The following is a 25,938-nucleotide window of genomic DNA, read 5'->3' on the forward strand; positions in this document are numbered from 1 at the left end:
ACCCGAAGGAACCTGTCCCGCATGAATCAGATTGACTGCATTTTGTTCGACTGCGACGGCACGCTGGTGGACAGCGAAGTGCTGTGCAGCAAAGCCTATGTCCATATGTTCGCCCGCTACGGCATTCATCTGTCGCTGGAAGAGGTATTCAAGAAATACAAAGGGGTGAAGCTGTACGAGATCATCGATCGGGTCAACGCCGAGCAGGGCACGGACCTGGTAAAAGAGACGCTGGAGCCGCTGTATCGGCAGGAAGTGGCGCGGCTGTTCGACAGCGAACTGCAACAGATTGCCGGCGCCCGCGAGCTGCTGGCGCAGGTGACGGTGCCAGTCTGCACCGTCTCCAACGGGCCGGTCAGCAAGATGCAGCACTCGCTCGGCCTGACCGGCATGCTGCCTTATTTTGATGACCGGTTGTTCAGCGGCTATGACATTCAGCGCTGGAAGCCGGATCCGGCGATCGTGTTTCACGCCGCCGAACAGATGCAGGTGCCGGTGACGCGCTGCATCCTGGTGGACGATTCGCCCGCCGGCGCGCAGGCCGGCATCAATGCCGGCATCCCGGTCTTTTACTTCTGCGCCGATCCGCATAACCCGCCGATCGACCACCCGCTGGTGACGACGTTTGACGACCTGGCGCAATTGCCCGCGCTGTGGCGCGAACGCGGCTGGCGGCTGACGGCCGATTAACTGGCCGGCAACGGCGGCTTGTTGCGCCACCAGCGCCAGGAGCGCTTCAGGCCGCGGGTTTGCGCGCCGAAGCGGCGGTTGACCGCGTTGGCCAGCAGATCGAGCGCCAGGCAGAACACGAAATAGACCAGCGCCACGAACAGGAATACTTCCATCGGGTAGACCATGCTGCGGTTGTTGACCTGGGTCGCCAGGAAGGTCAGTTCGCCAACGCCGACGATATAAGCCAACGAGGTGTCTTTGATCAGAGAAATCCACTGGTTTATGAACGACGGCACCATCATGCGCAGCGCCTGCGGCAGCACGATCATGCGCAGCGTCTGCCAGCGGGTCAGCCCCAGAGAAAGCCCGGCCTGCCACTGGCCAGGGCCGATCGCGGCGATGCCGGCTTTCACCGCATGGGCCAGATAGGCCGAGGCGATCAGCGCCAGCGCGCACACGACGGTGGTGATTTCCGGGATCTCGACGCCAAACACCATCGGCAACAGGAAATAGGTCCAGAAGATCAGCATGATGACCGGAATGGCGCGGAAAAAGCCCAACACCGCCGCCAGCAGCCCGGCGGCGATGCCGCGCGACATCGCCAGCGCCACGCCGAGCAGGGTGCCGAGCACCGCCGAGGCGACCCCGGCCATCAGACTGATCGCCAACGTCAGCGCCGCGCCGCCCAGCGGCCCATCCGGCCAGGTGCCCCACAGCAGGTAGCCCAGGTTGTCGTGAATCACGCTGAAATCCATCTCAATGCCCTCCCAGCGGTTTACGCTGTTGTCGCCACATGCCCCAGCCTTCCAGCAGCGCGATGATGGCGATATACAGTACCGTCGCCACGCCGAACGCCTGGAAAGTGCGCAGGGTTTCGGTTTCGACCTGACGCGAGGCGTAAGAGAGTTCGGCCACGCCGATCGCCATGGTCAACGACGAGTTCTTGATCACGTTCATGTATTGGCCCAGCAGCGGCGGCAGCGCGATTTTCAGCGCCTGCGGCAGCACCACATAGCGCATCGCCTGCCAGCCGGTCAGCCCCAGCGCCTGAGCGGCATATTTCTGCCCGCCGGCGACGCCGCGAATGCCGGAGCGGATCTCTTCGGCGATAAAGGCGGTGGAGTACAGCGTCAGGCCGAAGAAACCGGCGAGAAACTCGAACGACGGCCACTCAAGCGGGCCAACCTGATGGGCGCTGTTCAGCCACTGCATGGCGGCGGACGGCAGGATCTGCCCGGCGGCGAAGTACCAGAAGAACAGCTGCACCAGCAGCGGCGTATTGCGAAACAGCGAACTGTACCCCATCGCCAGCCAGCGCAACGGCCGCAGGCTGCTGTCGCGCATCGCCGCCAGCACAAAGCCCAGCAGCGTAGCCGCCAGCCCCGCACAGGCGGAAAGCCACAGCGTCAGCAGAAAACCGTGCCACAGCCAGCTCAGGTATTGCGGCGCCAGCAGCCAGTCCAGGTTCATGTTCAATCCTTGTCTTGCAGAATGCATCAGGGGCGCAGCAAGCTGCGCCCCTCCGTGCCTATCTCACCGCAAGCGGTTAAGTCAGGCTTTTGGTTGCTGATCCAAAGGCGCGATTTTGAAATCGCCGCGCGGTTGAGCGGATTTGGTTTCCGGCCCGAACCAGCGATCGTAAATCTTAACCGCTTCGCCGTCTTTTTCCAGCTTGATCAGCGTCTCGTTCACCGCGGCGGTCAGGCGATCTTCACCCTTGGGAATGCCCACGCCCTGATACTCTTTGGTCAGGCTGAACGGCGAAATTTCAAACTCCGCCTTTTGCGCCGCCGGCAGGTTGCCGAGCAGGCCGACCAGCTTGGCGTCGTCCTGAGTGATCGCCTGCACGTTGCCGTTACGCAGCGCCACAAACGCCAGCGGGGTATCATCGTAGGAGATCACTTTCGCCGTTGGGAAACGCTCGCGCAGGGTGATTTCCTGCACCGTGCCCTTATCCGCGCCGATGCGCAGCTTCTTGATGTCTTCCGGCGTTTTCAACACGCCTTTGCGGGCGATGAATTTCTGGCCAGTGGCGAAGTACGGCACGCTGAAGTTCACTTCCTTGGCGCGCTCGTCGGTAATGGTGAAGTTGGCGGCAATCAGGTCAACCTTCTTCGACACCAGCAGCGGAATGCGGTTGGCCGGGTTGGTGGCGCGCAGCTCCACTTTCACCCCCAGCGCTTTGCCGATCGCGTCGGCGACATCCACATCGTAGCCCACCAGCTTCTTGCTCTGCGGATCGATGTAGCCGAACGGTGGGTTGCTGTCGAACACCGCGATGCGCACCACGCCGGCTTGCTTGATATCGTCAAGTTTGTCCGCGTGCGCGGCGCCGGCGGCGAAACCGGTCAGACTGGCTAACAACGTTAAGGCCAAAGCGCGATGTTTCATAGAAAGCTCCTAAGTGGTTGATGTCCTGCTGGCGGATAAGCTAGCAAGCGCCACATAGGTCAGGAAATAATATAAAAAGCTATATTTATAACATTTTTATCTTTACGCGCTTAAGATGGAATAAAGGCGCGGGAAACCGCGCCTTGGAAGGATATTACCCGGAAAGGGTTAGTCGTCTTTTTCGTCTTTACCGCCCGGAGACAGCAGCTTTTCCAGGGCGTCGCCGCCCAAATGACGGAAATCCTGTCCTTTGACGAAATAGAAGATAAATTCGCAGATGTTCTGGCAACGATCGCCGATACGCTCGATAGAACGGGCGCAGAACAGCGCGGTCAGCACGCTCGGAATGGTGCGCGAATCTTCCATCATGTAAGTCATCAGCTGACGTACGATGCCTTCGTATTCCTGGTCGACCTTTTTATCTTCACGGTAAATACGGATCGCTTCGTCCAGATCCATGCGCGCGAACGCGTCCAGCACGTCGTGCAGCATCTGCACGGTGTGGCGCCCCAGCGACTCCAGGCTGACCAGCAGCGGCTGGTGCTGGTGCGAGAACTTCTCCAGCGCGGTGCGGCAGATCTTGTCCGCCACGTCGCCGATGCGTTCCAGCTCGGAAATGGTTTTGATGATCGCCATCACCAGACGCAGATCGCTGGCGGTCGGCTGGCGCTTGGCGATAATGCGCACGCAGGCTTCGTCGATCGCCACTTCCATCATGTTGACCTTGGCGTCGCCTTCGATCACGCGCTTGGCCAGCTCGCCATCCTGATTGTGCATCGCGGTGATGGCGTCGGTCAGCTGCTGCTCCACCAGCCCGCCCATGGTCAGCACCTGGGTGCGGATATGCTCGAGCTCTGCGTTGAACTGGCCGGAAATGTGTTTGTTTAAATTCAGGTTATCCATGATGCTTCCTATCAACCATAACGGCCAGTGATGTAGTCTTCAGTCTGCTTTTTCTGCGGCGCAGTGAACAGGTTATCAGTATCACTGAACTCGATCAGCTCGCCCAGATACATAAATGCGGTAGAGTCGGAACAGCGCGCCGCCTGCTGCATGTTGTGCGTCACGATCACCACGGTGTAATCAGCCTTCAGCTCGCTGATCAGCTCTTCAATCTTGCCGGTGGAGATCGGATCCAGCGCTGAGCAAGGCTCATCCAGCAACAACACTTCCGGACGAATGGCGATGCCGCGGGCGATGCACAGACGCTGCTGCTGGCCGCCGGAGAGGCTGTAGCCGCTCTGGTGCAGCTTGTCCTTGGTTTCGTTCCACAGCGCCGCTTTGGTCAGCGCCCACTGCACGCGCTCGTCCATATCGGCGCGCGACAGCTTTTCAAACAGGCGAACGCCGAAGGCGATGTTGTCGTAAATCGACATCGGGAACGGCGTCGGCTTTTGGAACACCATGCCGACCTTGGCGCGCAGCAGCGCGATATCCGAGTTGTCGGTCAGGATGTTCTGGCCGTCCAGCAGGATGCCGCCTTCCGCACGCTGTTCCGGGTACAGCTGGTACATCTTGTTGAAGGTGCGCAGCAGGGTGGACTTGCCACAGCCGGATGGGCCGATAAACGCGGTGACCTTGTTCTTGGCGATATCCAGCGTGATGTTCTTCAGCGCATGGAATTTGCCGTAGTAGAAGTTCAGATCGCGTACCTGAATTTTGCTGCTGGAAGCGTCAGTAACCATACTCATCAAGACTTCTCTCTTTTCATCAGCGCCGCCAAAGCGGCGCTCAAAATTTTATGAATGCTTTTTCTTGGCGAAAATCACGCGCGCCAGGATATTCAGTAACAGTACGCACAGGGTGATCAACAGCACCCCGGCCCAGGCCAGCTGTTGCCATTCGGCGAACGGGCTCATGGCGAATTTGAAGATGGTCACCGGCAGGTTGGCTATCGGCTGCATCAGGTCGGTGCTCCAGAACTGGTTCGACAGCGAGGTGAACAGCAGCGGCGCCGTTTCCCCCGCAATGCGCGCAATCGCCAGCAGCACGCCGGTGATGATGCCGGACACCGACGCCTTCAGCGTGATGGCGGAAATCATGCGCCATTTCGGCGTGCCCAGCGCATAAGCGGCCTCGCGCAGCGTATCCGGCACCAGTTTCAGCATGTTCTCGGTGGTGCGAATGACGATCGGCACCTGCAGCAGCGCCAGCGCCACGATGCCGGCCCAACCGGAGAAGTGTTCCATCTTCGCCACCACAATGGTGTAAACGAACAGGCCCACCACGATCGACGGTGCGGACAACAGAATATCGTTGATAAAGCGGATCACTTCCGCCAACCAGGATTTACGTCCGTATTCCGCCAGATAAATACCGGCCATGATGCCCAGCGGCGTGCCGAAGATGGTCGCCCACAGGATCAACAGCCCGCTGCCGGCGATGGCGTTGGCCAAGCCGCCGCCCGCGGTGTTCGGCGGCGGGGTCATCTCGGTGAACAGCGCCAGCGACATACCGTCGAAGCCTTTGGTCACGGTGGCGATAAGGATCCAGATCAGCCAGAACAGCCCGAACGCCATGGTCGCCATCGACAGGAACAGCGCGAGGCGGTTTTTCTGGCGGCGCCAGGCCTGCATTTTGCGGCGGCTTTCCGCCAGAACGACTGCGTTTTGCATATCCATCGTCGCCATGTTAACGCCCCTCATTCTTGGCCAGACGCATGATCATCAGTTTCGACAGCGCCAGCACGATAAAGGTGATAACAAACAGAATCAGGCCCAGCTCCATCAGTGCGGCGGTGTGCACGCCGGACTCGGCTTCGGCGAATTCGTTGGCCAGCGCCGAGGTGATGCTGTTGCCCGGCATGTACAGCGAAGCGCTGTCGAGCTGGTAGGTGTTGCCGATGATAAAGGTTACCGCCATGGTCTCCCCCAGCGCTCGGCCCAGACCCAGCATCACGCCGCCGATGACGCCGTTTTTGGTGAACGGCAGCACGATGCGCCAGATGACTTCCCAGGTGGTGCAGCCGATGCCGTAGGCCGACTCTTTCATCATTACCGGCGTCTGCTCGAACACGTCGCGCATCACCGCGGCGATGTAAGGAATGATCATGATAGCCAGGATCACCCCGGCGGCCAGAATGCCGATGCCGAAGGCCGGGCCGGAGAACAGCTCGCCGACGATAGGAATGCCCGACAGCACGTCGCCCACCGGCGTCTGGAAATATTCGGCGAACAGCGGGGCGAACACGAACAGGCCCCACATGCCGTAGACGATGCTCGGGATGGCCGCCAGCAGCTCAATGGCGATGCCCAGCGGCCGCTTCAACCAGTTCGGCGCCAGTTCGGTCAGGAACAGCGCGATGCCGAAACTCACCGGCACGGCGATAATCAGCGCGATGAGCGAGGTGACCACGGTGCCGTAGATAGGCACCAGCGCGCCGAACTGCTCCGCCGGCGCATCCCACTCTTTGGTCCACAGGAAGGCGAAGCCGAATTTCTGCATGCTTGGCCAGGAGGCGAAGATCAGCGAAACGATGATGCCGCCCAGCAACAATAGGGTAATCAGCGCAGCCAGTCTCACCAGCGCGCTGAAAATGATGTCACCGTTTTTGCCCGGTGCTTTGATGGTCGGCTTGTACTCAGCCATAGATTACTCTCTGTTTGAACCCTGGCAGCCCCAACCGGGATCGGAGCCTGAAGAACTGTGTGGGGCGCGGCGAACCCGCGCCCCTGCGTTGTTAGTACAGCGCTTTACCTGAACTGTCTTTTACGTTGGTTTTCCAGGCCGCACGCACCTGCTCAACCACTTCTTTCGGCAGGGTGGCGTAATCCAGTTCGTTAGCCTGCTTGCCGCCGGTTTTGTAGGCCCAGTCGAAGAACTTCAGCACTTCGGCGCCCTGAGCAGGGTTTTTCTGCTCTTTATGCACCAGGATGAAGGTGGTGGAGGTGATTGGCCACACGTTGTCGCCTTTCTGGTCAGTCAGATCCTGAGCGAAGGTTTTGCTCCAATCCGCACCCTTGGCGGCGTTGCTGAAGCTCTCTTCGGTCGGGCTGACCGGTTTGCCGTCGGCGGACACCAGCTTGGTGTAAGCCAGGTTGTTCTGCTTGGCGTAAGCGTATTCTACGTAGCCGATAGAGCCAGGCAGACGCTGAACGAAGGCGGCGATGCCGTCGTTGCCTTTGCCGCCCAGACCGGTCGGCCAGTTAACGGTAGAACCGGCGCCGATCTTCTCTTTCCACTGCGCGTTCACCTTGGACAAGTAGCTGGTAAACACGAACGAGGTGCCGGAACCGTCGGCGCGGCGCACCACGGCAATGTTCTGGTCAGGCAGTTTCACGCCTGGGTTCAGCTTGGTGATAGCCGGATCGTTCCACTTTTTGACGTTGCCCAGGTAGATATCGCCCAGGGTTTTACCGTCCAGCGTCAGTTCGCCGGATTTGATGCCCGGGATATTCACAGCCAGCACCACGCCGCCGATCACGGTCGGGAACTGGAACAGGCCATCGGCCGCCAGTTTGTCGTCAGACAGCGGGGCGTCGGAAGCGCCAAAGTCAACGGTGTTGGCCACGATTTGCTTCACGCCGCCAGAGGAGCCGATGCCCTGATAGTTAACTTTGTTGCCGGTTTCTTTCTGATAAGAATCTGCCCACTTGGCGTAAACCGGAGCGGGGAATGTCGCACCTGCACCGGTCAGGCTGGCAGCAGCGAACGCGGACACGGCGGTCAGGGAGAAGGTCGCTGCCACAATACTGGCGACGGTGGTACGCATCAGTTTCATAATCCCTCCTAATGGGATACTTAAAATCGACGTCGAGTCGTTTTAATCAGAGTAAGTATTGCTGCAGGAGGGAAAATAGGACAGTTTGGTGACAGAAAAATGTACGCAATATGACAGTTATATTACAGTGCATTTGAATGGGGTTTGTTTATTTAAAAATCAATCAATTAAATCAAAAATAGCGCAATTGCCAAACAACAAAAAAACCGTTTGGGCACGGCCTATCCGCTTGAATATGACAATGTTTATCGCCGAATCGGTCGCGCTGTCATCTTTAAGGTCACTCATGAAAAAAGCCGGCGCGAAGGCCGGCTTTTGCAGTTTACCTGCGGCAAATTACTCTACGGTGACAGACTTCGCCAGGTTGCGCGGCTGGTCAACGTCGGTGCCCTTGATCAGCGCCACATGGTAAGACAGCAGCTGCAACGGCACGGTGTAGAAGATCGGCGCCACGATTTCCTCAACGTGCGGCAGAGGAATGATGGTCATGCCTTCGCTGCTGACGAAGCCGGCGTCCTGATCGGCGAACACGTACAGCTGACCGCCGCGCGCGCGCACTTCTTCAATGTTGGACTTCAGCTTTTCCAGCAGTTCGTTGTTCGGCGCCACCACGATCACCGGCATATCGGCGTCGATCAGCGCCAGCGGGCCGTGTTTCAACTCACCCGCCGCATAGGCTTCAGCGTGAATATAGGAGATCTCTTTCAGCTTCAGCGCCCCTTCCATGGCGATCGGGTACTGATCGCCGCGGCCGAGGAACAGCGCATGATGTTTGTCCGAGAAACCTTCCGCCAGCGCTTCGATCTCTTTATCCATCGACAGCATCTGCTCAATACGCGCCGGCAGCGCCTGCAGGCCGTGCACAATCTCCTGCTCCACGCTTTCCGCCATGCCTTTCAGACGGCCCAGGCGCGCCACCAGCATCAACAGGACGGTGAGCTGCGTGGTAAAGGCTTTGGTCGAAGCAACGCCGATTTCCGTGCCCGCTTTGGTCATCAACGCCAGATCGGATTCGCGCACCAGCGAAGACCCCGCAACGTTACAAACGGCCAGCGAACCGAGATAACCCAGCTCTTTGGACAGACGCAGCGCCGCTAACGTGTCGGCGGTTTCGCCGGACTGCGACAGGGTGATGATCAGGCTGCCCGGACGCACCGCCGATTTGCGGTAACGGAATTCGGACGCGATCTCGACATCGCACGGCACGCCGGCCAGCGCTTCGAACCAGTAACGCGCCACCATCCCGGAGTGGTAAGAAGTCCCACAGGCGATGATCTGCACGTGCTGCACCTTGGCCAGCAGCTCGTCGGCGTGCGGGCCCAGCTCGCTCAGGTTGATTTGGCCATGACTGAAACGCCCTTCCAGGGTGTTTTTCAGCGCCAGCGGCTGTTCGTAAATCTCTTTTTGCATGTAGTGGCGGTAAGCGCCCTTGTCGCCGGCGTCATACTGCACCTGGGATTCGATCTCAGGGCGCTCGATGGCGTTACCCTGTTTGTCGAAGATGTTGACGGTGCGGCGAGTCACCTCCACCACATCGCCTTCTTCCAGGAAGATGAAGCGGCGGGTGACCGGCAGCAACGCCAGCTGATCGGAAGCGATGAAGTTTTCCCCGACGCCGCGGCCGATAACCAGCGGGCTGCCGGAGCGCGCCGCGACCAATACGCTCGGATCGCGGCTGTCCATCACCACGGTGCCGTAAGCGCCGCGCAGCTGTGGGATCACGCGCTGAACCACTTCGAGCAGCGTACCGCCCTGCAGCTGTTCCCAGTGCACCAGATGCGCGATCACTTCGGTGTCGGTTTCGGAGCTGAAGCGGTAACCGCGTTCGATCAGCAGTTCGCGCAGCGGCTCGTGGTTTTCGATGATGCCGTTATGCACCACGGTAATGTAGTCGGAAACATGCGGGTGCGCGTTCGCTTCGGTCGGTTCACCGTGCGTTGCCCAACGGGTGTGAGCGATGCCGGTGCCGCCGTGCAGATCGGTCTGCTCCGCCGCTTCGGCCAGTTTTTGCACCTTGCCTACGCGACGCAGGCGACTGACGTTGCCTTGATCGTCGACCACCGCCAGACCGGCGGAGTCGTAACCGCGGTACTCAAGACGACGTAAACCTTCCAGCAGAATTTCTGCGATATCACGTTGCGCTACTGCGCCTACAATTCCACACATTCGGTTATATTCCTAATGAACGCCTTTTATGGGCGTTTTCGATGCCTTGACCTGATTTTTGCCGGTTTTACCGTGCGTCCCCCGAGCCTGTAGATGGTGGGGGTTATTATGTTTTGTATTGGGCTCGTGAATGGAGCCCAACGCAAAACACACTATGACTTCTTCTTCACCGGGCGCTGCCAGCCCTGAATGTGCACCTGCTTGACGCGGCTCAGCACCAGTTCGTTTTCGGCGATATCTCGCGTCACCGTGGTGCCGGCGGCAATGGTGGCCCCTTTGCCGACCGACACCGGCGCCACCAGCTGAGTATCGGAACCGACGAACACGCCATCGCCGATCAGCGTCTTGTGCTTGTTGGCGCCATCGTAATTGCAGGTGATGGTGCCGGCGCCGATATTCACGTCATCTCCAATGTCGGCATCGCCCAGGTAGCTAAGGTGACCGGCCTTGGAGCCTTTGCCCAATCGCGCCTTTTTCATTTCCACGAAGTTGCCGACGTGGGCCCCTGTTGCCAGCTCCGCGCCAGGGCGCAGGCGGGCGAACGGCCCAACGGAGCAGGCGGCTTCCAGCACGCTGTCTTCCAGGACGCTGTAAGGGCTGATCTCGCAGTCATCACCGATCACGCAGTTTTTCAGCACGCAGCCGGCGCCGATTTTCACCCGGTCGCCCAGCTTGACGTGACCTTCGATAATCACATTCGCATCAATAGTGATGTCGCGGCCGTGAGCAAGTTCACCGCGCAGGTCGAAACGCGCCGGATCCAACAGCATTACGCCGGCCAGCAGCAGTTTTTCAGACTGTTCCGACTGGAACACGCGCTCCAGGGTCGCCAGCTGCTGTCGGTTGTTCACGCCTTCCACTTCGCTCAAACGCGATGGGTGCACGGCTTCGATTTTCTTGCCGTCGGCATGCGCCAACGCAATGATATCGGTGATGTAAAACTCGCCCTGAGCGTTGTCGTTGTTCAACATCCCCAGCCAGCGCTTCAGATCGCGCCCATTCGCCACCAGGATGCCGGTATTGATCTCATTGATCTGACGCTGCGCTTCGCTGGCGTCCTTGTGTTCGACGATGCCCACCACGTCACCCTGCTCGCGCACGATGCGGCCATAGCCACTCGGATCGTCCAGCTTGACCGTCAGCAGGCCGATGCCGCCCTGCGGCTTGGCCGCCAACAGGCGCGTGAGCGTATCGACGGAGATCAACGGCACGTCGCCATACAGCATCAACACGTCTTCATCGTCGGCAAAATGCGGCGCCGCCTGCTGCATCGCATGGCCAGTGCCCAGTTGCTCGGCCTGCAGCACCCAGTTCAGCGCGCCTTCGGTCAACGTGCTTTTCAGCAGATCGCCGCCATGGCCGTATACCAGGTGTACATGTTGCGCGCCCAGTTTCATCGCGGCATCAATGACGTGTTGCACCATCGGCTTGCCGGCCAACGGATGCAACACTTTGGGAAGATCGGAATACATGCGCGTACCCTTGCCTGCGGCGAGGATAACCACGCTCATTGCGCTGTTCGACATAAGCAACCTGATAACTCCATTTTGATAGACGAAAGTAAAACCGTTTAGCGACGATATTACTACATATTTCTCATCACGAAACCGTCGCAGGCCGCGCAGCGCTTGGCCTGCCACCATCATGTCCAATTAGGCTTCAGGACGAAAAAACTGTCGGTGATTGGCGACGACTCCACCCTGGATATCAGGGTTACATACCACTTTCTACGCCGGGCTGAAATACTTATTTTAAAGTAAAAAAAAAGCGACCCTATAGGCCGCTTTCTTAAAGTTGGGTGCTCTGCACCCAAACATTACATCGCTTTTCTGGTGAGCTCGATAACGCGCAGTTTTGCGATCGCTTTCGCCAGTTCAGCGGATGCCTGAGCATAGTCGACATCGCCATGAGAGCTGCGAATGTGTTCTTCAGCTTTACGCTTAGCTTCCAACGCTCTCGCTTCGTCGAGGTCAGTACCACGGATAGCAGTGTCCGCCAGCACGGTAACCACGCTCGGCTGCACCTCGAGGATGCCGCCGGACAGGTAGATGAACTCTTCTTCACCGTGCTGCTTAACAATACGCACCATGCCAGGCTTGATGGCAGTCAGCAGCGGCGCATGGCCAGGGAAGATCCCCAGTTCACCTTCGCTGCCTGTCACCTGGATCTTCTGCACCAGGCCGGAAAACATCTGTTTTTCCGCGCTGACTACATCCAGATGGTAAGTCATAGCCATATCACCCTCCTCTCAAGGCGTTACAGTTTCTTGGCTTTTTCCACTGCTTCTTCAATGGTGCCAACCATGTAGAACGCCTGCTCCGGCAGGTGGTCATAGTCGCCGTCCATAATGCCTTTGAAACCACGGATGGTGTCTTTCAGCGATACGAACTTGCCCGGAGAACCGGTGAAGACTTCTGCCACGAAGAACGGCTGAGACAGGAAGCGTTGGATCTTACGCGCACGGGATACGACCAGTTTGTCTTCTTCAGACAGCTCGTCCATACCCAGGATCGCGATGATATCTTTCAGTTCCTGGTAGCGTTGCAGAATGGACTGCACGCCACGCGCTACGTCGTAGTGCTCCTGGCCAACAACCAGCGGATCCAGCTGACGGCTGGTGGAATCCAGCGGGTCAACGGCCGGGTAGATACCCAGAGAAGCGATGTTACGGCTCAGTACCACGGTTGCGTCCAAGTGCGCAAAGGTGGTGGCTGGAGACGGGTCAGTCAAGTCATCCGCAGGAACGTAAACGGCCTGTACGGAAGTGATGGAACCGGTCTTGGTCGAGGTGATACGTTCTTGCAGAACGCCCATCTCTTCCGCCAGCGTCGGCTGATAACCTACCGCGGATGGCATACGGCCCAGAAGTGCGGACACTTCGGTACCGGCCAGGGTATAACGGTAGATGTTGTCAACGAACAGCAGAACGTCACGGCCTTCGTCACGGAATTTCTCCGCCATGGTCAGACCGGTCAGCGCAACGCGCAGACGGTTACCTGGTGGCTCGTTCATCTGGCCGTAAACCAGGGATACTTTGTCCAGAACGTTGGAGTCGGTCATTTCGTGGTAGAAGTCGTTACCCTCACGAGTACGCTCGCCCACGCCCGCAAACACGGAATAACCGGAGTGCTCGATCGCGATGTTACGGATCAGCTCCATCATGTTTACGGTTTTACCTACGCCCGCACCGCCGAACAGACCGACTTTACCGCCCTTGGCGAATGGACAAATCAGGTCCATTACCTTGATACCGGTTTCCAGCAGTTCCTGGGAGCTGGACAGCTCTTCGTAGCTTGGCGCCGCGCGGTGAATCGCCCAACGCTCTTCTTCGCCGATGTCGCCTTTCATGTCGATGGGTTGACCCAATACGTTCATGATACGGCCCAGGGTAGCTTTACCCACCGGCACTTCAATCGGGTGGTCCAGGTTGTTCACTTTCAGACCGCGACGCAGACCGTCGGAGGTCCCCATTGCGATACAGCGAACCACGCCACCGCCCAGCTGTTGCTGAACTTCCAACACCAGTTTTTCGGTGCCGTTTTCTACCTCAAGGGCGTCGTACACTTTTGGTACGGCATCCTGAGGGAACTCGACGTCCACCACGGCGCCGATTACCTGGATAATCTTTCCAGTAGCCATCTTGAATCCTCTACGTAATTCGTAAACCTAGCTTAAACCGCGGAGGCTCCCGAAACGATCTCGGTGAGTTCCTGAGTGATGCTGGCCTGACGCGCCTTGTTGTATACCAACTGCAGCTCTTTGATCAGGCTACCGCCGTTATCGGTTGCGGCTTTCATCGCGACCATTCGTGCGGCCTGCTCGCTGGCCAGGTTTTCCACGACGCCCTGATAAACCTGCGACTCCACATAGCGGCGCAGCAAGGTATCAAGCAGCACTTTTGGATCCGGTTCATACAGGTAATCCCAAGGCGTTTTCTTCAGCTCTTCGTCATCGGCTGGCGGTAACGGCAGCAGCTGAAGCACCTGCGGCTCTTGGGACATCGTATTAACAAATTTGTTGCTGACAATGTACAGCTTGTCCAAACGACCTTCGTCGTAGGCCTGCAGCATCACTTTCACCGGCCCGATCAGATCCGACAGGGAAGGTTTATCCCCCATGCCGGTCACCTGGGCAACCACGTTGCCGCCCACGGAACCAAAGAAAGAGGCCGCTTTAGAGCCAATCAGCGCCAAATCGGTTTCGACGCCTTTTTCGGACCAGGCTTTCATCTCCGCCAGCAGCTTTTTGAACAGGTTGATGTTCAAGCCGCCGCAGAGACCACGGTCAGTAGACACCACCAGATACCCGACGCGCTTAACGTCACGCTCATCCAGGTACGGGTGCTTGTACTCCAGATTCCCTAACGCAAGGTGACCAATCACTTTGCGCATGGTCTCTGCATAAGGACGGCTGGCCGCCATGCGATCCTGCGATTTACGCATTTTGGAGGCGGCGACCATTTCCATCGCTTTAGTGATCTTTTGCGTGTTTTGCACGCTAGCGATCTTACTACGTATCTCTTTTGCGCCGGCCATCTCTGCTTCTCCTCAGTGCCAGACGGCCTGCTGTCTTTCAACAGCAGGACCGTTCGGCGTTACCAGGACTGGGTTTTCTTGAAGGTCTCGAGGACGTCTTTCAACTTGCCCTCGATCTCATCATTGAAGTTGCCAGTTTGGTTGATGTGGTTCAGCAGTTCGGCGTGCTCGCGGTCCGCATAGGCCACCAGCGCGGCTTCGAAGCTCACCACTTTGGCGACTTCGACGTCGTTCAGGTAACCGCGTTCTGCGGCAAACAGCACCAGAGACTGTTGTGCAACCGACATCGGCGCATACTGTTTCTGTTTCAGCAGCTCGGTCACTTTCTGACCGTGGCTCAGCTGTTTGCGGGTCGCGTCGTCCAGATCGGAGGCGAACTGGGAGAACGCAGCCAGTTCACGATACTGCGCCAGCGCGGTACGGATACCACCGGACAGTTTCTTCATGATCTTGGTCTGCGCGGCGCCACCAACACGGGATACGGAGATACCCGGGTTAACTGCCGGACGAATACCGGAGTTGAACAGGTTGGATTCCAGGAAGATCTGACCATCGGTAATCGAGATTACGTTGGTCGGAACGAACGCGGAAACGTCACCCGCCTGGGTTTCAATGATCGGCAGAGCGGTCAGTGAACCGGTTTGGCCTTTAACTTCACCTTTGGTGAAGGCTTCAACGTACTCGGCGTTAACGCGCGCTGCACGCTCCAGCAAGCGGGAGTGCAGGTAGAATACGTCGCCTGGGTAAGCTTCACGACCTGGCGGACGACGAAGCAGCAGGGAAATCTGGCGGTAAGCAACGGCCTGTTTGGACAGGTCATCGTACACGATCAGCGCATCTTCGCCGCGGTCACGGAAGTATTCGCCCATTGCGCAACCGGCGTATGGCGCCAGGTATTGCAGTGCAGCGGATTCGGAAGCGGTCGCCACCACCACGATGGTGTTGGCCAGTGCGCCGTGCTCTTCCAGTTTGCGCACCACGTTAGCGATGGTGGACGCTTTCTGGCCGATAGCCACGTAAACGCATTTGATGCCGGAGTCGCGTTGGTTGATGATCGCATCGATCGCCAGCGCGGTTTTACCGGTCTGACGGTCACCGATCACCAGCTCACGCTGGCCGCGGCCGATTGGAATCATGGCGTCAACGGATTTGTAGCCAGTCTGAACCGGCTGATCAACGGACTGACGCTCGATAACGCCTGGGGCGATAGCTTCTACCGGAGAGAAACCGTCGTTTTCAATCGGGCCTTTGCCGTCGATTGGCGCGCCCAGGGTGTTAACGACGCGGCCCAGCAGACCACGACCGACTGGAACTTCCAGGATACGGCCGGTGCATTTAACCTTCATGCCTTCGGCCAGATCCGCGTACGGACCCATGACCACGGCACCAACGGAGTCGCGCTCCAGGTTCAATGCGATTGCGTAACGGTTGCCAGGCAGCGCGATCATTTCGCCCTGCATAACTTCGGCCAGGCCGTGTACGCGGATGATCCCGTCGCTGACGGAAACGATAGTACCTTCATTGTGAGCTTCGCTCACTACATTGAACTGAGCAATGCGCTGCTTGATCAGTTCGCTGATTTCGGTGGAATTCAGTTGCATGCTCCAGTCCCCTTAAGACTGCAAGACGTCTGTCAGGCGTTCAAGACGACCGCGAACGCTGCCATCAATCACCATATCGCCGGCGCGAACAACGATGCCGGCCAGTACAGACTTGTCAATTTTGCAATTCAGCTTAACTTTGCGTGACAGACGTTTTTCCATCGCAGCGGCGATTTTCGCCTGCTGTTCGTCGCTCAGCGCGCTCGCAGAGAGCACTTCGACTTCGACGGTGGATTCCAGCGAGGCGCGCAGTTCGATGAACTGCTGCAGCACGGCAGGAAGAACCAGTAAACGTCCATTTTCGGCCATTACACGGATAAAGTTCTGGCCATGTTCGTCGAGCCGATCGCCACAAACCGCGATGAACGTCTTGGACAGCGTTTCTGGCGCAACCGCGCCAGACAGCAGTTCAGAAATCTGTTCATTGCGAGTGACTTCAGCCGCAAACGCCAGCATATCCTGCCAGCGCTCTACGCTTTGGTGCTCAACGGCAAAGTCAAAAGCTGCTTTGGCGTAGGGGCGAGCTACAGTTACAAATTCAGACATCAGCCCCTCCCTCCTTACAGTTCAGCGACCAGTTTATCAACGATGTCGCTGTTAGCAGCTTCATCCACGGAACGTTCGATGATCTTCTCGGCGCCGGCAATTGCCAGCATCGCGACTTGCTTACGCAACTCTTCACGAGCGCGCTTACGTTCGGCTTCGATCTCAGCCTGAGCCTGCGCCACGATTTTGTTACGTTCCTGCTCGGCTTCGGCTTTCGCTTCATCCATGATCTGAGCTTTGCGTTTGTTCGCTTGCTCGATGATCACCTGAGCTTCTGCTTTGGCAGTTTTCAGCTGGTCGGTCGCATTGGCTTGCGCTAAGTCCAGATCTTTTTTGGCACGCTCTGCAGAAGCGAGGCCGTCAGCGATTTCTTTCTGACGTTTCTCGATGGCAGCCATGATCGGCGGCCATACGTACTTCATGCAGAACCAGACAAACAGAACGAACGCGATGGCCTGGCCGAGGATTGTTGCGTTAAGATTCACAGCACAATGCCTCTTTAAAAGTTAATAGTTTGGTTACGTCGTAGAGGGTTGCTCTACTTACGCGACGGCGAACATCACGTACAGACCCAGACCTACAGCGATCATCGGGATGGCGTCGACCAGACCCATAACGATAAAGAACTGTGTACGCAGCAGAGGAATCAGGTCAGGCTGACGAGCAGCGCCTTCCAAGAATTTACCACCCAGGATGCCGATACCGATCGCAGCACCGATTGCCGCTAACCCCATCATCACAGCGGCAGCCATGTACAGCAGATCCATACTCAGGTTTTCCATGACAGTCTCCAGTTTGTTTCAGTTTAAAAGTGCAAGTGTTTTAAGAAAATCAGTGCTCTTCAGATGCCATCGACAGATAGACGATCGTCAGAACCATGAAAATAAAGGCTTGAAGCGTAATGATCAGGATGTGGAAGATAGCCCAAGGCAAGCTCAGGACCCACTGTGACCACCACGGCAACAGGCCGGCAATCAGGATGAAGATCAACTCACCCGCATACATGTTGCCGAACAGTCGCAGACCCAGTGAAACAGGTTTGGACAGCAGGCTGACACCTTCAAGAATCAGGTTGATAGGAATGAATACAGGGTGGTTGAACGGCTGCATGGTCAACTCTTTAACGAACCCGCCAACGCCTTTCATTTTGATGCTATAGAACAGAATCAGGATAAACACGCCCAGCGCCATCGACAGCGTGACGTTCACATCGGCGGTAGGCACTACGCGCAGCGCAGGCAGGCCGAGGATGTGTTCGCCAACGTAAGGCAGGAAGTCGATGGGCAGCAAGTCCATCAGGTTCATCAGGAACACCCAGACGAACACGGTCAGCGCCAGCGGCGCAATCACCTTGCTCTTGCCGTGGTACATGTCGCGCACGCTGCTGTCGACGAAACCGACTACCAGCTCCACGGCGGTTTGCAGTTTACCCGGCACGCCGCTGGTGGCGTTTTTGGCCACTTTGCGGAAGATCACCAGGAAAAGCGCCCCGAGGACGACGGAGAAAAACATCGAGTCGATGTTGATCGACCAGAACCCAGTCCCGACCTGAAGCTGCGTCAGGTGGTGACCGATATACTCCTGTGGAGTCAAGACTTCTCCTGCAGACATGATGCCTCTTACCCTTATTTAGTTAAGTTCGGTAACTGTTAATCACGGCCGGTGCCACTATCTGCACCACTAACACCGCTAAATAGGTCAGGCCAAGCGGTATAAACTCCGCCTTGAACACCCCCAGCGCCACGATCAGCAAAACGATGGTGATCACGACCTTTAGCCCCTCGCCGATGGCGAACGACCAGGCAACCCTACCGGGCGCCGGCGTTTGCGCCTGATGGCGCAAGGCAAACAGCATAAACATTGCACTCGGCAACCAGGCGGCGAGACCGCCTGCCAACGCCGAAGCGCTCCATTCCGGGCTTTTCAGCCAGAAAGCAACGCTGATCAGAACAAAAGTCATTAACTGCAAAAACAGCAGTTTGCGTGCGACTTTCCCGCTGTATAGGGACACAGACATGACGTTTGTTCTCTCCGTACCCCAGAGGGGGTATGCTGAGTGACGTATACAACTGTTTTTGCTGTCCTGAGTCAAGCAGCAAAAAACGAGCAAATTATACGGGGCATACCAACGAATTCAATCGATAAGTAGCGAAAAGGTGAACAATTATTTAAATTTCCCTATTCCAGCCTATTTTCACAAGAAAACGGTCGGAATAATAGGGCGCATTTAATTGTCTGATTATTCCAGCGTTGCGTTTAGAAACGCGAAGCCGATCACAATAATGCCCTTCACTGATTTATAGCCGATGGACAATCAAACCGTCTTTAGCAATTTGAGCGATCAAAAGATTATATAAATCAAAACATTATCAGTTAACTGTTCAAAAACAATCCGTATACCCGATGAAAACCTTTTATTGACAAGCAACGGGGCAATATTCCAACAGCCAATTAACATTAGCAGCAAAGGCCAATCTTTCGCACATGATTGCTAACGTGACTATTTCTAATTGCAATTACTCTATTGTCGCTAATTAGCCGCGTTTTTTGTGTTAATAGAAAGTAAATTAACTAAAAAAAGCGACCAACTAATTAGCCTGCTTACCTTTACACGCCGTACTACCGTTAATTCACGCTTGTTTGATCAAAAACAAACTCAGTTTGCCTTAAGCACCACCAGATGGCGTTCGCCTTCCAGTTCAGGCACCTGCAACCGCACGATAGACTCCAGGCTAACGCCCTCCGGCAGGTGCGCCAATTCTTCATCCGGGCGCACGCCTTTCAATGCGTAAAAACGCCCCTGCCCTTTCGCCGGCAGGTGATGGCACCAGGACAGCATATCCTGCAGCGAAGCGAACGCCCGGCTGATCACGCCGTCGAACGGCGGCTCGGCCGGAAACGCTTCAACGCGGCTCTGAACCGGCTCGATATTGTTCAGGCCCAGTTCATGCTGCACCTGGCGCAGGAAACGCACGCGCTTGCCCAGGCTGTCGAGCAGCGTGAAATGCGCATCCGGACGCACGATCGCCAGCGGAATGCCCGGTAAACCGGGGCCGGTGCCGACATCGATAAAACGCGATCCCTGCAGATGCGGGTTGACCACGATGCTGTCGAGGATGTGGCGCACCAGCATTTGCTGCGGATCGCGCACCGACGTGAGGTTATAAGCCTTGTTCCACTTATCCAGCATGCCGACATAGCCCAGCAGCTGCTGTTTCTGCTGATCGGGCAGCTCAATGCCTGCTGCCGCGAGCAGCGAGTCTAATTTTTTTTGCACAACGGATCCTCTGGCAGGCGCTGAACGACCAGCGGATGGTTAGCTGGCGCAATGAGGCGCCTATGATAATTCAGCGCGCAGGTGATGTCAGCGGCCGTTTGGCTACGGGTTGAGCAAACGGCCGCCTGGATGCGGGATTTATGCGCTGCGGCGCAGCAGCCCCTGCTTTTTCAGCCAAATCAGCAAAATCGAGATCGCCGCCGGCGTAATGCCGGAGATGCGTGAAGCCTGGCCGATGGAGTTCGGTTTGTGATCGTTCAGTTTGGCGATCACTTCGTTCGACAACCCCGAAACCTGACGGTAGTCGAGATCCAACGGCAACACGGTGTTCTCGTTGCGCTGCTGTTTTTCGATCTCTTCCTGCTGGCGAGCGATGTAGCCTTCGTATTTGACCTGGATCTCAACCTGCTCGGCGGCTTGTACATCGTCCAACGGCGGCGCGAAGGCCTCGGTGGCGGTCAATTGCGCGTAGTCCATTTCCGGACGGCGCAGCAGCTCTTCGCCGTTTGCTTCGCGTGACAGCGGCGCTTTCAGCAACGCATTGACCTGTTCGACGTTCTCGGCGTGCGGGTGCATCCAGATGTCGCGCAGGCGCTGACGTTCACGTTCGATCCGCTCCAGCTTCTCGCTGTAGCGCGCCCAACGCACGTCGTCCACCAGGCCGAGTTCACGGCCTTTTTCTGTCAGGCGGAGATCGGCGTTGTCTTCGCGCAGCATCAGACGATACTCGGCGCGTGAAGTAAACATGCGGTACGGTTCTTTGGTGCCGAGGGTGCTGAGGTCGTCCACCAGCACGCCGAGATAAGCCTGATCGCGACGTGGCGCCCAGCCTTCTTGCTCGGCGGCGAAGCGACCGGCGTTCAGACCGGCCAGCAGCCCCTGTGCGGCGGCTTCTTCATACCCGGTGGTGCCGTTGATTTGACCGGCAAAGAACAGCCCCTGAATGAATTTGCTTTCCAGCGTCGGTTTCAGGTCGCGCGGATCGAAGAAATCGTACTCGATAGCATAACCAGGGCGAATAATACGCGCGTTTTGCATTCCTTCCATCGAACGGACGATCTGCATCTGCACATCGAACGGCAGGCTGGTGGAGATCCCGTTAGGGTAAATCTCATTGCTGGTCAGGCCTTCCGGCTCGAGGAAGATCTGGTGCGCGTTGCGATCGGCAAAGCGCATGACCTTGTCTTCGATCGACGGGCAGTAACGTGGGCCGATCCCTTCGATGATCCCGGCATACATCGGGCTGCGATCGAGGTTATTGCGGATCACGTCATGGGTTTTTTCATTGGTATGGGTGATATAGCACGCCATTTGTTCCGGATGCTGGCTGGCATCGCCCAGGAACGAGAATACCGGCACCGGCGTATCGCCGTGTTGCGGCGCCAGTACGCTGAAATCGATAGTGCGGGCGTCGATGCGCGGCGGTGTCCCGGTTTTCAAGCGGTTGACGCGCAGCGGCAGTTCACGCAAACGCTGAGACAGCGAGATCGAAGGCGGATCCCCGGCGCGGCCGCCGCTGTAATTTTCCAGGCCGATATGGATCTTGCCGTCCAGGAAGGTGCCTACGGTCAATACCACCGCTTTGGCGCGGAATTTCAGGCCCATTTGGGTGACGGCGCCCACGACGCGATCGTTTTCGACGATCAGATCCTCAACCGGCTGTTGGAAGATCATCAGATTGGGCTGGTTCTCCAACGCGGTACGGATAGCCTGGCGATACAACACGCGATCCGCCTGAGCGCGTGTGGCGCGAACGGCTGGGCCTTTGCTGGCGTTTAGTATCCTAAACTGTATGCCGGCATGGTCGATCGCTGTCGCCATCAGGCCGCCGAGTGCATCAATTTCCTTAACCAGATGCCCTTTACCAATACCGCCAATCGCCGGGTTACAGGACATCTGTCCCAGCGTGTCGATATTGTGTGTCAATAATAAAGTCTGACGTCCCATGCGCGCCGCGGCCATGGCGGCCTCGGTACCTGCATGGCCACCACCGATGATGATGACGTCAAATTGATCTGGATAAAACATGGAACTGCACCTCGCCGTATTGCGAACGATCGTATTTGCCCTGGGGTCGGGGATTCTACTCAAGTTTAGACGATCGACCAAGTGGTCAGGATCGTCGGTAATTAAAAGAAGATCTTTTTTATTTAAAGATCTCTTTATTAGATCTCTTATTAGGATCGCGATCCTCTGTGGATAAGTGACTATTCACGATGAAGATCAGCAGATTAAGGAGGATCGTTTGCTGTGAATGATCGGTGATCCCGACGCAGATAAGCTGGGATCTAAAAGGCTTGTTATACACAGGACAAAAAGCGCACTACGGTTGTTATTGGGATAACTACGGCTTTTACCCTGCTTTTAAGCTTAGTTATCCACAATCGTTCGCACGATCTTTAGACGAATTAGAGTAAATTAATCCAGTTTTTTACCCATTCCTCGGCTGGATCCTCGGGAATTTCATGCTCGGTCACGTCGATCTCGAGACGATCGCCGATCCTTTTAGCGCCTCTGGCGATCAATAGATCGTCGATCTGTTTGATCGCACCGCAGAAGGTGTCGTATTCCGAACTGCCTAAACCGACGGCGCCGAACTGCACCTCGGAAAGATCCGGCTGCTGCTCAGCGATCTGTTCCAACAGCGGCTGAAGGTTATCCGGCAGTTCGCCGGCACCGTGCGTGGAAGAGACCACCAGCCAGCGGCCGTTCAACGGCAGTTCATCCAGTTCAGGGCCGTGCAGCATCTCGGTAGAGAAGCCGGCGTCTTCCAGCTTTTCAGCCAAATGTTCAGCCACGTATTCGGCGCTGCCAAGCGTACTGCCACTGATCAGAGTAATGTCTGCCATGAACCAACGATCCCAACCTTCTCACTCAAAGTGGCTGCATTGTACGCTGTGAATCGGCTGGGATCTACCTGTGGATAATGTGGGTATGCAATTTGGCGGGTTACGGCACGATGGTGCGCATAATGGGGTTCTGCAGCGAGATCAGCGTTTCGGTGGACTGGATCTCGTCGATGGTCTGGATCTTGTTGATAAGTACCTGTTGCAACGCGTCGATCGAGCGGCACATCACTTTAATAAAGACGCTGTAATGGCCGGTGGTGTAATAGGCTTCCACCACTTCCTCCAGGCTTTCCAGCTTCTTCAGTGCCGAAGGGTAGTCCTTGGCGCTCTTTAATATGATGCCGATAAAGCAGCACACGTCGTAGCCCAGCTGTTTGGGACTGACGTCGATACGCGCGCCGGTGATGATCCCGGCCTGTTTCATCTTCTCCACCCGCACGTGAATGGTGCCGGGGCTGACGGCGAAGTTTTTCGCCAGTTCGGCGTACGGTGTGCGCGCATTGTCCATCAGGGCGTTGAGGATGCCGCGATCGAGATTATCGATCTGATAAATTTCCGCCATTTAATCCCCCATTAATTAACGATTGTTGAATTCAGTCCGGGTAAAAATGAACGATTAAAAGTGAAAAGGCAATATTGATTAACGGATATTGAATTGGCGTATCGTTTTGTTGCTTAATCGATGGCAACAGAGACAGGTTTACAAGAGATACGGCAATGAAAAAACAGTTTATCCAAAAACAACAACAAATCAGCCAGGTCAAATCCTTCTTCTCCCGCCAGCTGGAACAGCAGCTCGGTCTGATCGAAGTGCAGGCCCCGATCCTTAGCCGCCTGGGCGACGGCACGCAGGATAACCTCTCCGGCAGCGAGAAAGCGGTGCAGGTCAAAGTCAAAACTTTGCCGGACGCCACCTTCGAAGTGGTGCACTCACTGGCGAAATGGAAACGCAAAACCCTGGGCAGCTACGATTTCGGTGCCGGCGAAGGCCTGTATACCCATATGAAGGCGCTGCGCCCGGATGAAGACCGCCTGACGCCAATCCACTCGGTGTACGTCGATCAGTGGGACTGGGAGCGGGTGATGGGCGACGGTGAGCGCGGTCTGGACTATCTGAAAAGTACCGTGCGCAGCATTTACGCCGCGATCAAGGCGACGGAAGCGGAAGTCAGCCGTGAGCATGGCCTGACCCCGTTCCTGCCGGAACAGATCCACTTCGTGCACAGCGAAACCCTGCTGCAGCGCTATCCGGATCTGGATGCCAAAGGGCGTGAGCGGGCGATCGCCAAAGAATTGGGCGCGGTGTTCCTGATCGGCATCGGCGGCAAGCTGTCGCACGGCAAATCGCACGATGTGCGTGCGCCGGATTATGATGACTGGACCACGCCGACGGCGGATGGCCTGGCGGGCCTGAACGGCGATATAGTGGTGTGGAACCCGGTGCTGCAGGACGCTTTCGAGCTTTCTTCCATGGGCATCCGCGTCGACGCCGCGGCGCTGAAACATCAGCTGGCGCTGACCGGCGATGAAGATCGCATGAAGCTGGAATGGCATCAGTCGTTGCTGCGCGGCGATATGCCGCAGACCATCGGCGGCGGCATCGGTCAGTCGCGTTTGGTGATGTTGCTGTTGCAGCTGTCGCATATCGGCCAGGTGCAGTGCGGCGTGTGGTCACCGGAAGTGCGCGGCGCGGTTGAAGGCCTGCTCTGATTCTGCCTAGCGCCGCCAGCGGCGCATCAACCGGCTTTTCAACCCGGTATCGAAGCGCCAGATGTGATCGAAGATGCGCATGATGCCGGGTTTGCCGTAGGCGGACATCGCCACCGCGTGGAAACGCTGCTGGTGGCTTTGCTGCTGCTGTTTCACCTTCTTTATTACCTCCTCCGGCAACCGCTGGGCGATAAAATCAGAAATGATCACCGCATCGGCATCGAACCAGCCGCTCTCCGCCATTTTGGTGACGGTGGCGTTCAGGCAGGCCGCCAGATCGGTGCCGCCGCGAAACTGCTGGCCGAGAAAACGCACTGCCTGCTCAATGCCGCTGGCGGCGGTGAGTTCGTAATGTACGATCTGGTTGGCGAACAGCATGATGTAGCAGCGGCGGTTGTCCGCCAGCGCAATGCGCAGCAGCGCCAGACAGAACGCCTTGGCGCACTGTTCGTTGAAGCCGCCCATCGATCCTGAGGTGTCCACGCAGACGATAAACGGCCCGCGCGGCTGCTGATCCTGCTGCTGGTGGGTGACCTGACGGATCAGGATCTGTTCCTGCCAGACGTCGCCCTGCAGGCGGTAGCTCAGCAGTCGCTTTTCCAGCAGGCGGCGATAAAACTCGAATTCCAGCTCTTCAATCCCCAGCGTCGCCAGCTCCGGCGGCAGCAGGCGCAGAATGTCGTCGCTTTGATGAATGCCGCTCACTTCTTCCGGCAGCGTGGCCGGCACCTGCACCATAACCCTGAACGGCTCCGGCTGCGCGTCCTGTTGCTGCACCGCTTTGGCCTGATAGCTGCGGCCCAGCTGTTGCGCCAGCTTTTTCAGCTCCGGCTGCTGCTGCAAAAAGTTGCCGTACTCCACCAGCCGCTGGTAATCGCCGCGCTGCAGCTGGCCTTTGCTCATGTCCCACAGCCTGCCGGCGGCGGTGTCGTTTTCCGACAGCAGCGGTTCCAGCGCGCCGCTCAGCGCCAGGCGTTCCTGCAGTTCCGCCATCAGCTGCTCACGCTCTTGTTCCAGCAACTGGTGGTGCAGCATGGTGGCCTGCAGCGTCAGGCTGATGCGCCAGCGCTGCAGAAACAGCGTTTGAAAACTGTCGTCCAACGGATGATTGGGCAGATCGGCGGCGTCCACCAGCGCGCGCGCCTGTTCATAAAACGGGGAAACCAGCTGGCGCAGCAGCTCCATCGTGTCGTTGAGGTTGTGATAGAACTGGGTATTGTTCTCCAGCTGGCACTGTTGGTAGCGGTAAAATTCCTGCGCCAACGCCGGCGGCACCATGGCCTCCTGCAAACGCTCCTTTAGCTGCAGCTTCCAGCGCGGCAGATCGCGATCCAGCGCCCGCCGTAGGGCCGGAAACTTTTTAAAGAATACCGACAGCTGCGGCGCGGCCAGCATGCCGACGATCATCTCCTCGATCATCTCGCCTTCGGTGATCGCCAGCAGCAGATCGAGCGTCTCCAGACTGAGCATG

The 25,938-nt window shown here is 57.2% G+C and carries 26 protein-coding genes; 2 read left to right on the forward strand and 24 right to left on the reverse strand.

The annotated features are described in order from the left end of the window. Positions 1 to 21 precede the first annotated feature (21 nt). Positions 22 to 690, forward strand: a complete 669-nt coding sequence (gene yieH / locus ACJ8J1_RS22680; RefSeq protein WP_033645152.1) for a 6-phosphogluconate phosphatase — start codon at positions 22 to 24, stop codon at positions 688 to 690. Here the strand turns inward: yieH and ACJ8J1_RS22685 are convergent. The 23 genes from ACJ8J1_RS22685 to asnC all read right to left on the reverse strand — a co-directional run bounded on the left by ACJ8J1_RS22685 (position 687) and on the right by asnC (position 23,319). Continuing rightward, positions 687 to 1,427, reverse strand: a complete 741-nt coding sequence (locus ACJ8J1_RS22685; RefSeq protein WP_033645153.1) for an amino acid ABC transporter permease — start codon at positions 1,425 to 1,427, stop codon at positions 687 to 689. The genes yieH and ACJ8J1_RS22685 overlap by 4 nt on opposite strands. Position 1,428: 1 nt before the next feature. Next, on the reverse strand, positions 1,429 to 2,142 hold the full coding sequence (locus ACJ8J1_RS22690; protein ID WP_033645154.1) for an amino acid ABC transporter permease: 714 nt from the start codon (positions 2,140 to 2,142) through the stop codon (positions 1,429 to 1,431). A gap of 81 nt (positions 2,143 to 2,223) precedes the next feature. Then, entirely contained in the window at positions 2,224 to 3,063 is an 840-nt protein-coding gene (locus tag ACJ8J1_RS22695) for an ABC transporter substrate-binding protein (RefSeq protein ID WP_025304747.1), read from the reverse strand. A gap of 168 nt (positions 3,064 to 3,231) precedes the next feature. Beyond that, complete coding sequence (gene phoU / locus ACJ8J1_RS22700) at positions 3,232 to 3,966, reverse strand: phosphate signaling complex protein PhoU (RefSeq protein ID WP_004933833.1); 735 nt, start codon at positions 3,964 to 3,966, stop codon at positions 3,232 to 3,234. An 11-nt stretch (positions 3,967 to 3,977) separates the two neighbouring features. Then, positions 3,978 to 4,748, reverse strand: a complete 771-nt coding sequence (pstB, locus tag ACJ8J1_RS22705; RefSeq protein ID WP_016929614.1) for a phosphate ABC transporter ATP-binding protein PstB — start codon at positions 4,746 to 4,748, stop codon at positions 3,978 to 3,980. Between the two features lie 54 nt (positions 4,749 to 4,802). Next, the gene (pstA, locus tag ACJ8J1_RS22710) at positions 4,803 to 5,693 is read right to left on the reverse strand and encodes a phosphate ABC transporter permease PstA (RefSeq protein WP_019455481.1); all 891 of its coding nucleotides are present in this window, start codon (positions 5,691 to 5,693) and stop codon (positions 4,803 to 4,805) included. A gap of 1 nt (position 5,694) precedes the next feature. After that, positions 5,695 to 6,651, reverse strand: a complete 957-nt coding sequence (pstC, locus tag ACJ8J1_RS22715) for a phosphate ABC transporter permease PstC (RefSeq protein ID WP_016929615.1) — start codon at positions 6,649 to 6,651, stop codon at positions 5,695 to 5,697. Positions 6,652 to 6,742: 91 nt separating this feature from the next. Next, entirely contained in the window at positions 6,743 to 7,783 is a 1,041-nt protein-coding gene (pstS, locus tag ACJ8J1_RS22720; RefSeq protein WP_033645155.1) for a phosphate ABC transporter substrate-binding protein PstS, read from the reverse strand. Positions 7,784 to 8,119: 336 nt separating this feature from the next. Beyond that, positions 8,120 to 9,949, reverse strand: a complete 1,830-nt coding sequence (glmS, locus tag ACJ8J1_RS22725) for a glutamine--fructose-6-phosphate transaminase (isomerizing) (RefSeq protein WP_033645156.1) — start codon at positions 9,947 to 9,949, stop codon at positions 8,120 to 8,122. 152 nt (positions 9,950 to 10,101) lie between these two features. Continuing rightward, positions 10,102 to 11,475, reverse strand: coding sequence for a bifunctional UDP-N-acetylglucosamine diphosphorylase/glucosamine-1-phosphate N-acetyltransferase GlmU (glmU, locus tag ACJ8J1_RS22730; RefSeq protein WP_033645157.1), 1,374 nt, complete (start codon positions 11,473 to 11,475; stop codon positions 10,102 to 10,104). Positions 11,476 to 11,765: 290 nt separating this feature from the next. After that, positions 11,766 to 12,185, reverse strand: a complete 420-nt coding sequence (locus ACJ8J1_RS22735) for a F0F1 ATP synthase subunit epsilon (protein WP_004933814.1) — start codon at positions 12,183 to 12,185, stop codon at positions 11,766 to 11,768. A 20-nt stretch (positions 12,186 to 12,205) separates the two neighbouring features. Then, positions 12,206 to 13,588 (reverse strand): F0F1 ATP synthase subunit beta, encoded by a 1,383-nt coding sequence (gene atpD / locus ACJ8J1_RS22740; RefSeq protein ID WP_004933813.1) that lies wholly within the window; start codon positions 13,586 to 13,588, stop codon positions 12,206 to 12,208. A gap of 32 nt (positions 13,589 to 13,620) precedes the next feature. Beyond that, entirely contained in the window at positions 13,621 to 14,484 is an 864-nt protein-coding gene (atpG, locus tag ACJ8J1_RS22745; protein ID WP_004933811.1) for a F0F1 ATP synthase subunit gamma, read from the reverse strand. Between the two features lie 59 nt (positions 14,485 to 14,543). Next, on the reverse strand, positions 14,544 to 16,085 hold the full coding sequence (gene atpA, locus ACJ8J1_RS22750; RefSeq protein ID WP_016929618.1) for a F0F1 ATP synthase subunit alpha: 1,542 nt from the start codon (positions 16,083 to 16,085) through the stop codon (positions 14,544 to 14,546). Positions 16,086 to 16,097: 12 nt separating this feature from the next. After that, positions 16,098 to 16,631 (reverse strand): F0F1 ATP synthase subunit delta, encoded by a 534-nt coding sequence (gene atpH, locus ACJ8J1_RS22755; RefSeq protein WP_025160298.1) that lies wholly within the window; start codon positions 16,629 to 16,631, stop codon positions 16,098 to 16,100. A gap of 14 nt (positions 16,632 to 16,645) precedes the next feature. Beyond that, complete coding sequence (atpF, locus tag ACJ8J1_RS22760; protein ID WP_004933804.1) at positions 16,646 to 17,116, reverse strand: F0F1 ATP synthase subunit B; 471 nt, start codon at positions 17,114 to 17,116, stop codon at positions 16,646 to 16,648. Positions 17,117 to 17,173: 57 nt separating this feature from the next. After that, entirely contained in the window at positions 17,174 to 17,413 is a 240-nt protein-coding gene (atpE, locus tag ACJ8J1_RS22765; RefSeq protein WP_004093904.1) for a F0F1 ATP synthase subunit C, read from the reverse strand. 49 nt (positions 17,414 to 17,462) lie between these two features. Next, positions 17,463 to 18,242 (reverse strand): F0F1 ATP synthase subunit A, encoded by a 780-nt coding sequence (gene atpB / locus ACJ8J1_RS22770; protein WP_015376132.1) that lies wholly within the window; start codon positions 18,240 to 18,242, stop codon positions 17,463 to 17,465. Positions 18,243 to 18,264: 22 nt separating this feature from the next. Then, on the reverse strand, positions 18,265 to 18,648 hold the full coding sequence (atpI, locus tag ACJ8J1_RS22775; protein WP_004933796.1) for a F0F1 ATP synthase subunit I: 384 nt from the start codon (positions 18,646 to 18,648) through the stop codon (positions 18,265 to 18,267). 639 nt (positions 18,649 to 19,287) lie between these two features. Next, a complete protein-coding gene (rsmG, locus tag ACJ8J1_RS22780; protein WP_025304738.1) occupies positions 19,288 to 19,908 on the reverse strand; it encodes a 16S rRNA (guanine(527)-N(7))-methyltransferase RsmG in 621 nt (206 codons plus the stop codon). Between the two features lie 138 nt (positions 19,909 to 20,046). After that, positions 20,047 to 21,936, reverse strand: coding sequence for a tRNA uridine-5-carboxymethylaminomethyl(34) synthesis enzyme MnmG (mnmG, locus tag ACJ8J1_RS22785; protein WP_033645158.1), 1,890 nt, complete (start codon positions 21,934 to 21,936; stop codon positions 20,047 to 20,049). Between the two features lie 380 nt (positions 21,937 to 22,316). Next, positions 22,317 to 22,757 (reverse strand): FMN-binding protein MioC, encoded by a 441-nt coding sequence (mioC, locus tag ACJ8J1_RS22790; RefSeq protein ID WP_015379470.1) that lies wholly within the window; start codon positions 22,755 to 22,757, stop codon positions 22,317 to 22,319. A gap of 100 nt (positions 22,758 to 22,857) precedes the next feature. After that, positions 22,858 to 23,319 carry a transcriptional regulator AsnC gene (gene asnC / locus ACJ8J1_RS22795; protein ID WP_004933786.1) on the reverse strand — a complete coding sequence of 154 codons (462 nt, stop codon included), beginning with the start codon at positions 23,317 to 23,319 and terminating at the stop codon, positions 22,858 to 22,860. Positions 23,320 to 23,474: 155 nt separating this feature from the next. Here asnC and asnA point away from each other — a divergent pair, with 155 nt between their 5' ends. Continuing rightward, entirely contained in the window at positions 23,475 to 24,467 is a 993-nt protein-coding gene (gene asnA / locus ACJ8J1_RS22800) for an aspartate--ammonia ligase (protein WP_033645159.1), read from the forward strand. A 6-nt stretch (positions 24,468 to 24,473) separates the two neighbouring features. Here asnA and viaA read toward each other — a convergent pair whose 3' ends face one another. Next, positions 24,474 to 25,937, reverse strand: a complete 1,464-nt coding sequence (viaA, locus tag ACJ8J1_RS22805) for an ATPase RavA stimulator ViaA (RefSeq protein ID WP_004933781.1) — start codon at positions 25,935 to 25,937, stop codon at positions 24,474 to 24,476. Between the last annotated feature and the right edge of the window lies 1 nt (position 25,938).

Source organism: Serratia sp. CY37869 (assembly GCF_052168895.1).
Taxonomy (GTDB): domain Bacteria; phylum Pseudomonadota; class Gammaproteobacteria; order Enterobacterales; family Enterobacteriaceae; genus Serratia; species Serratia ureilytica.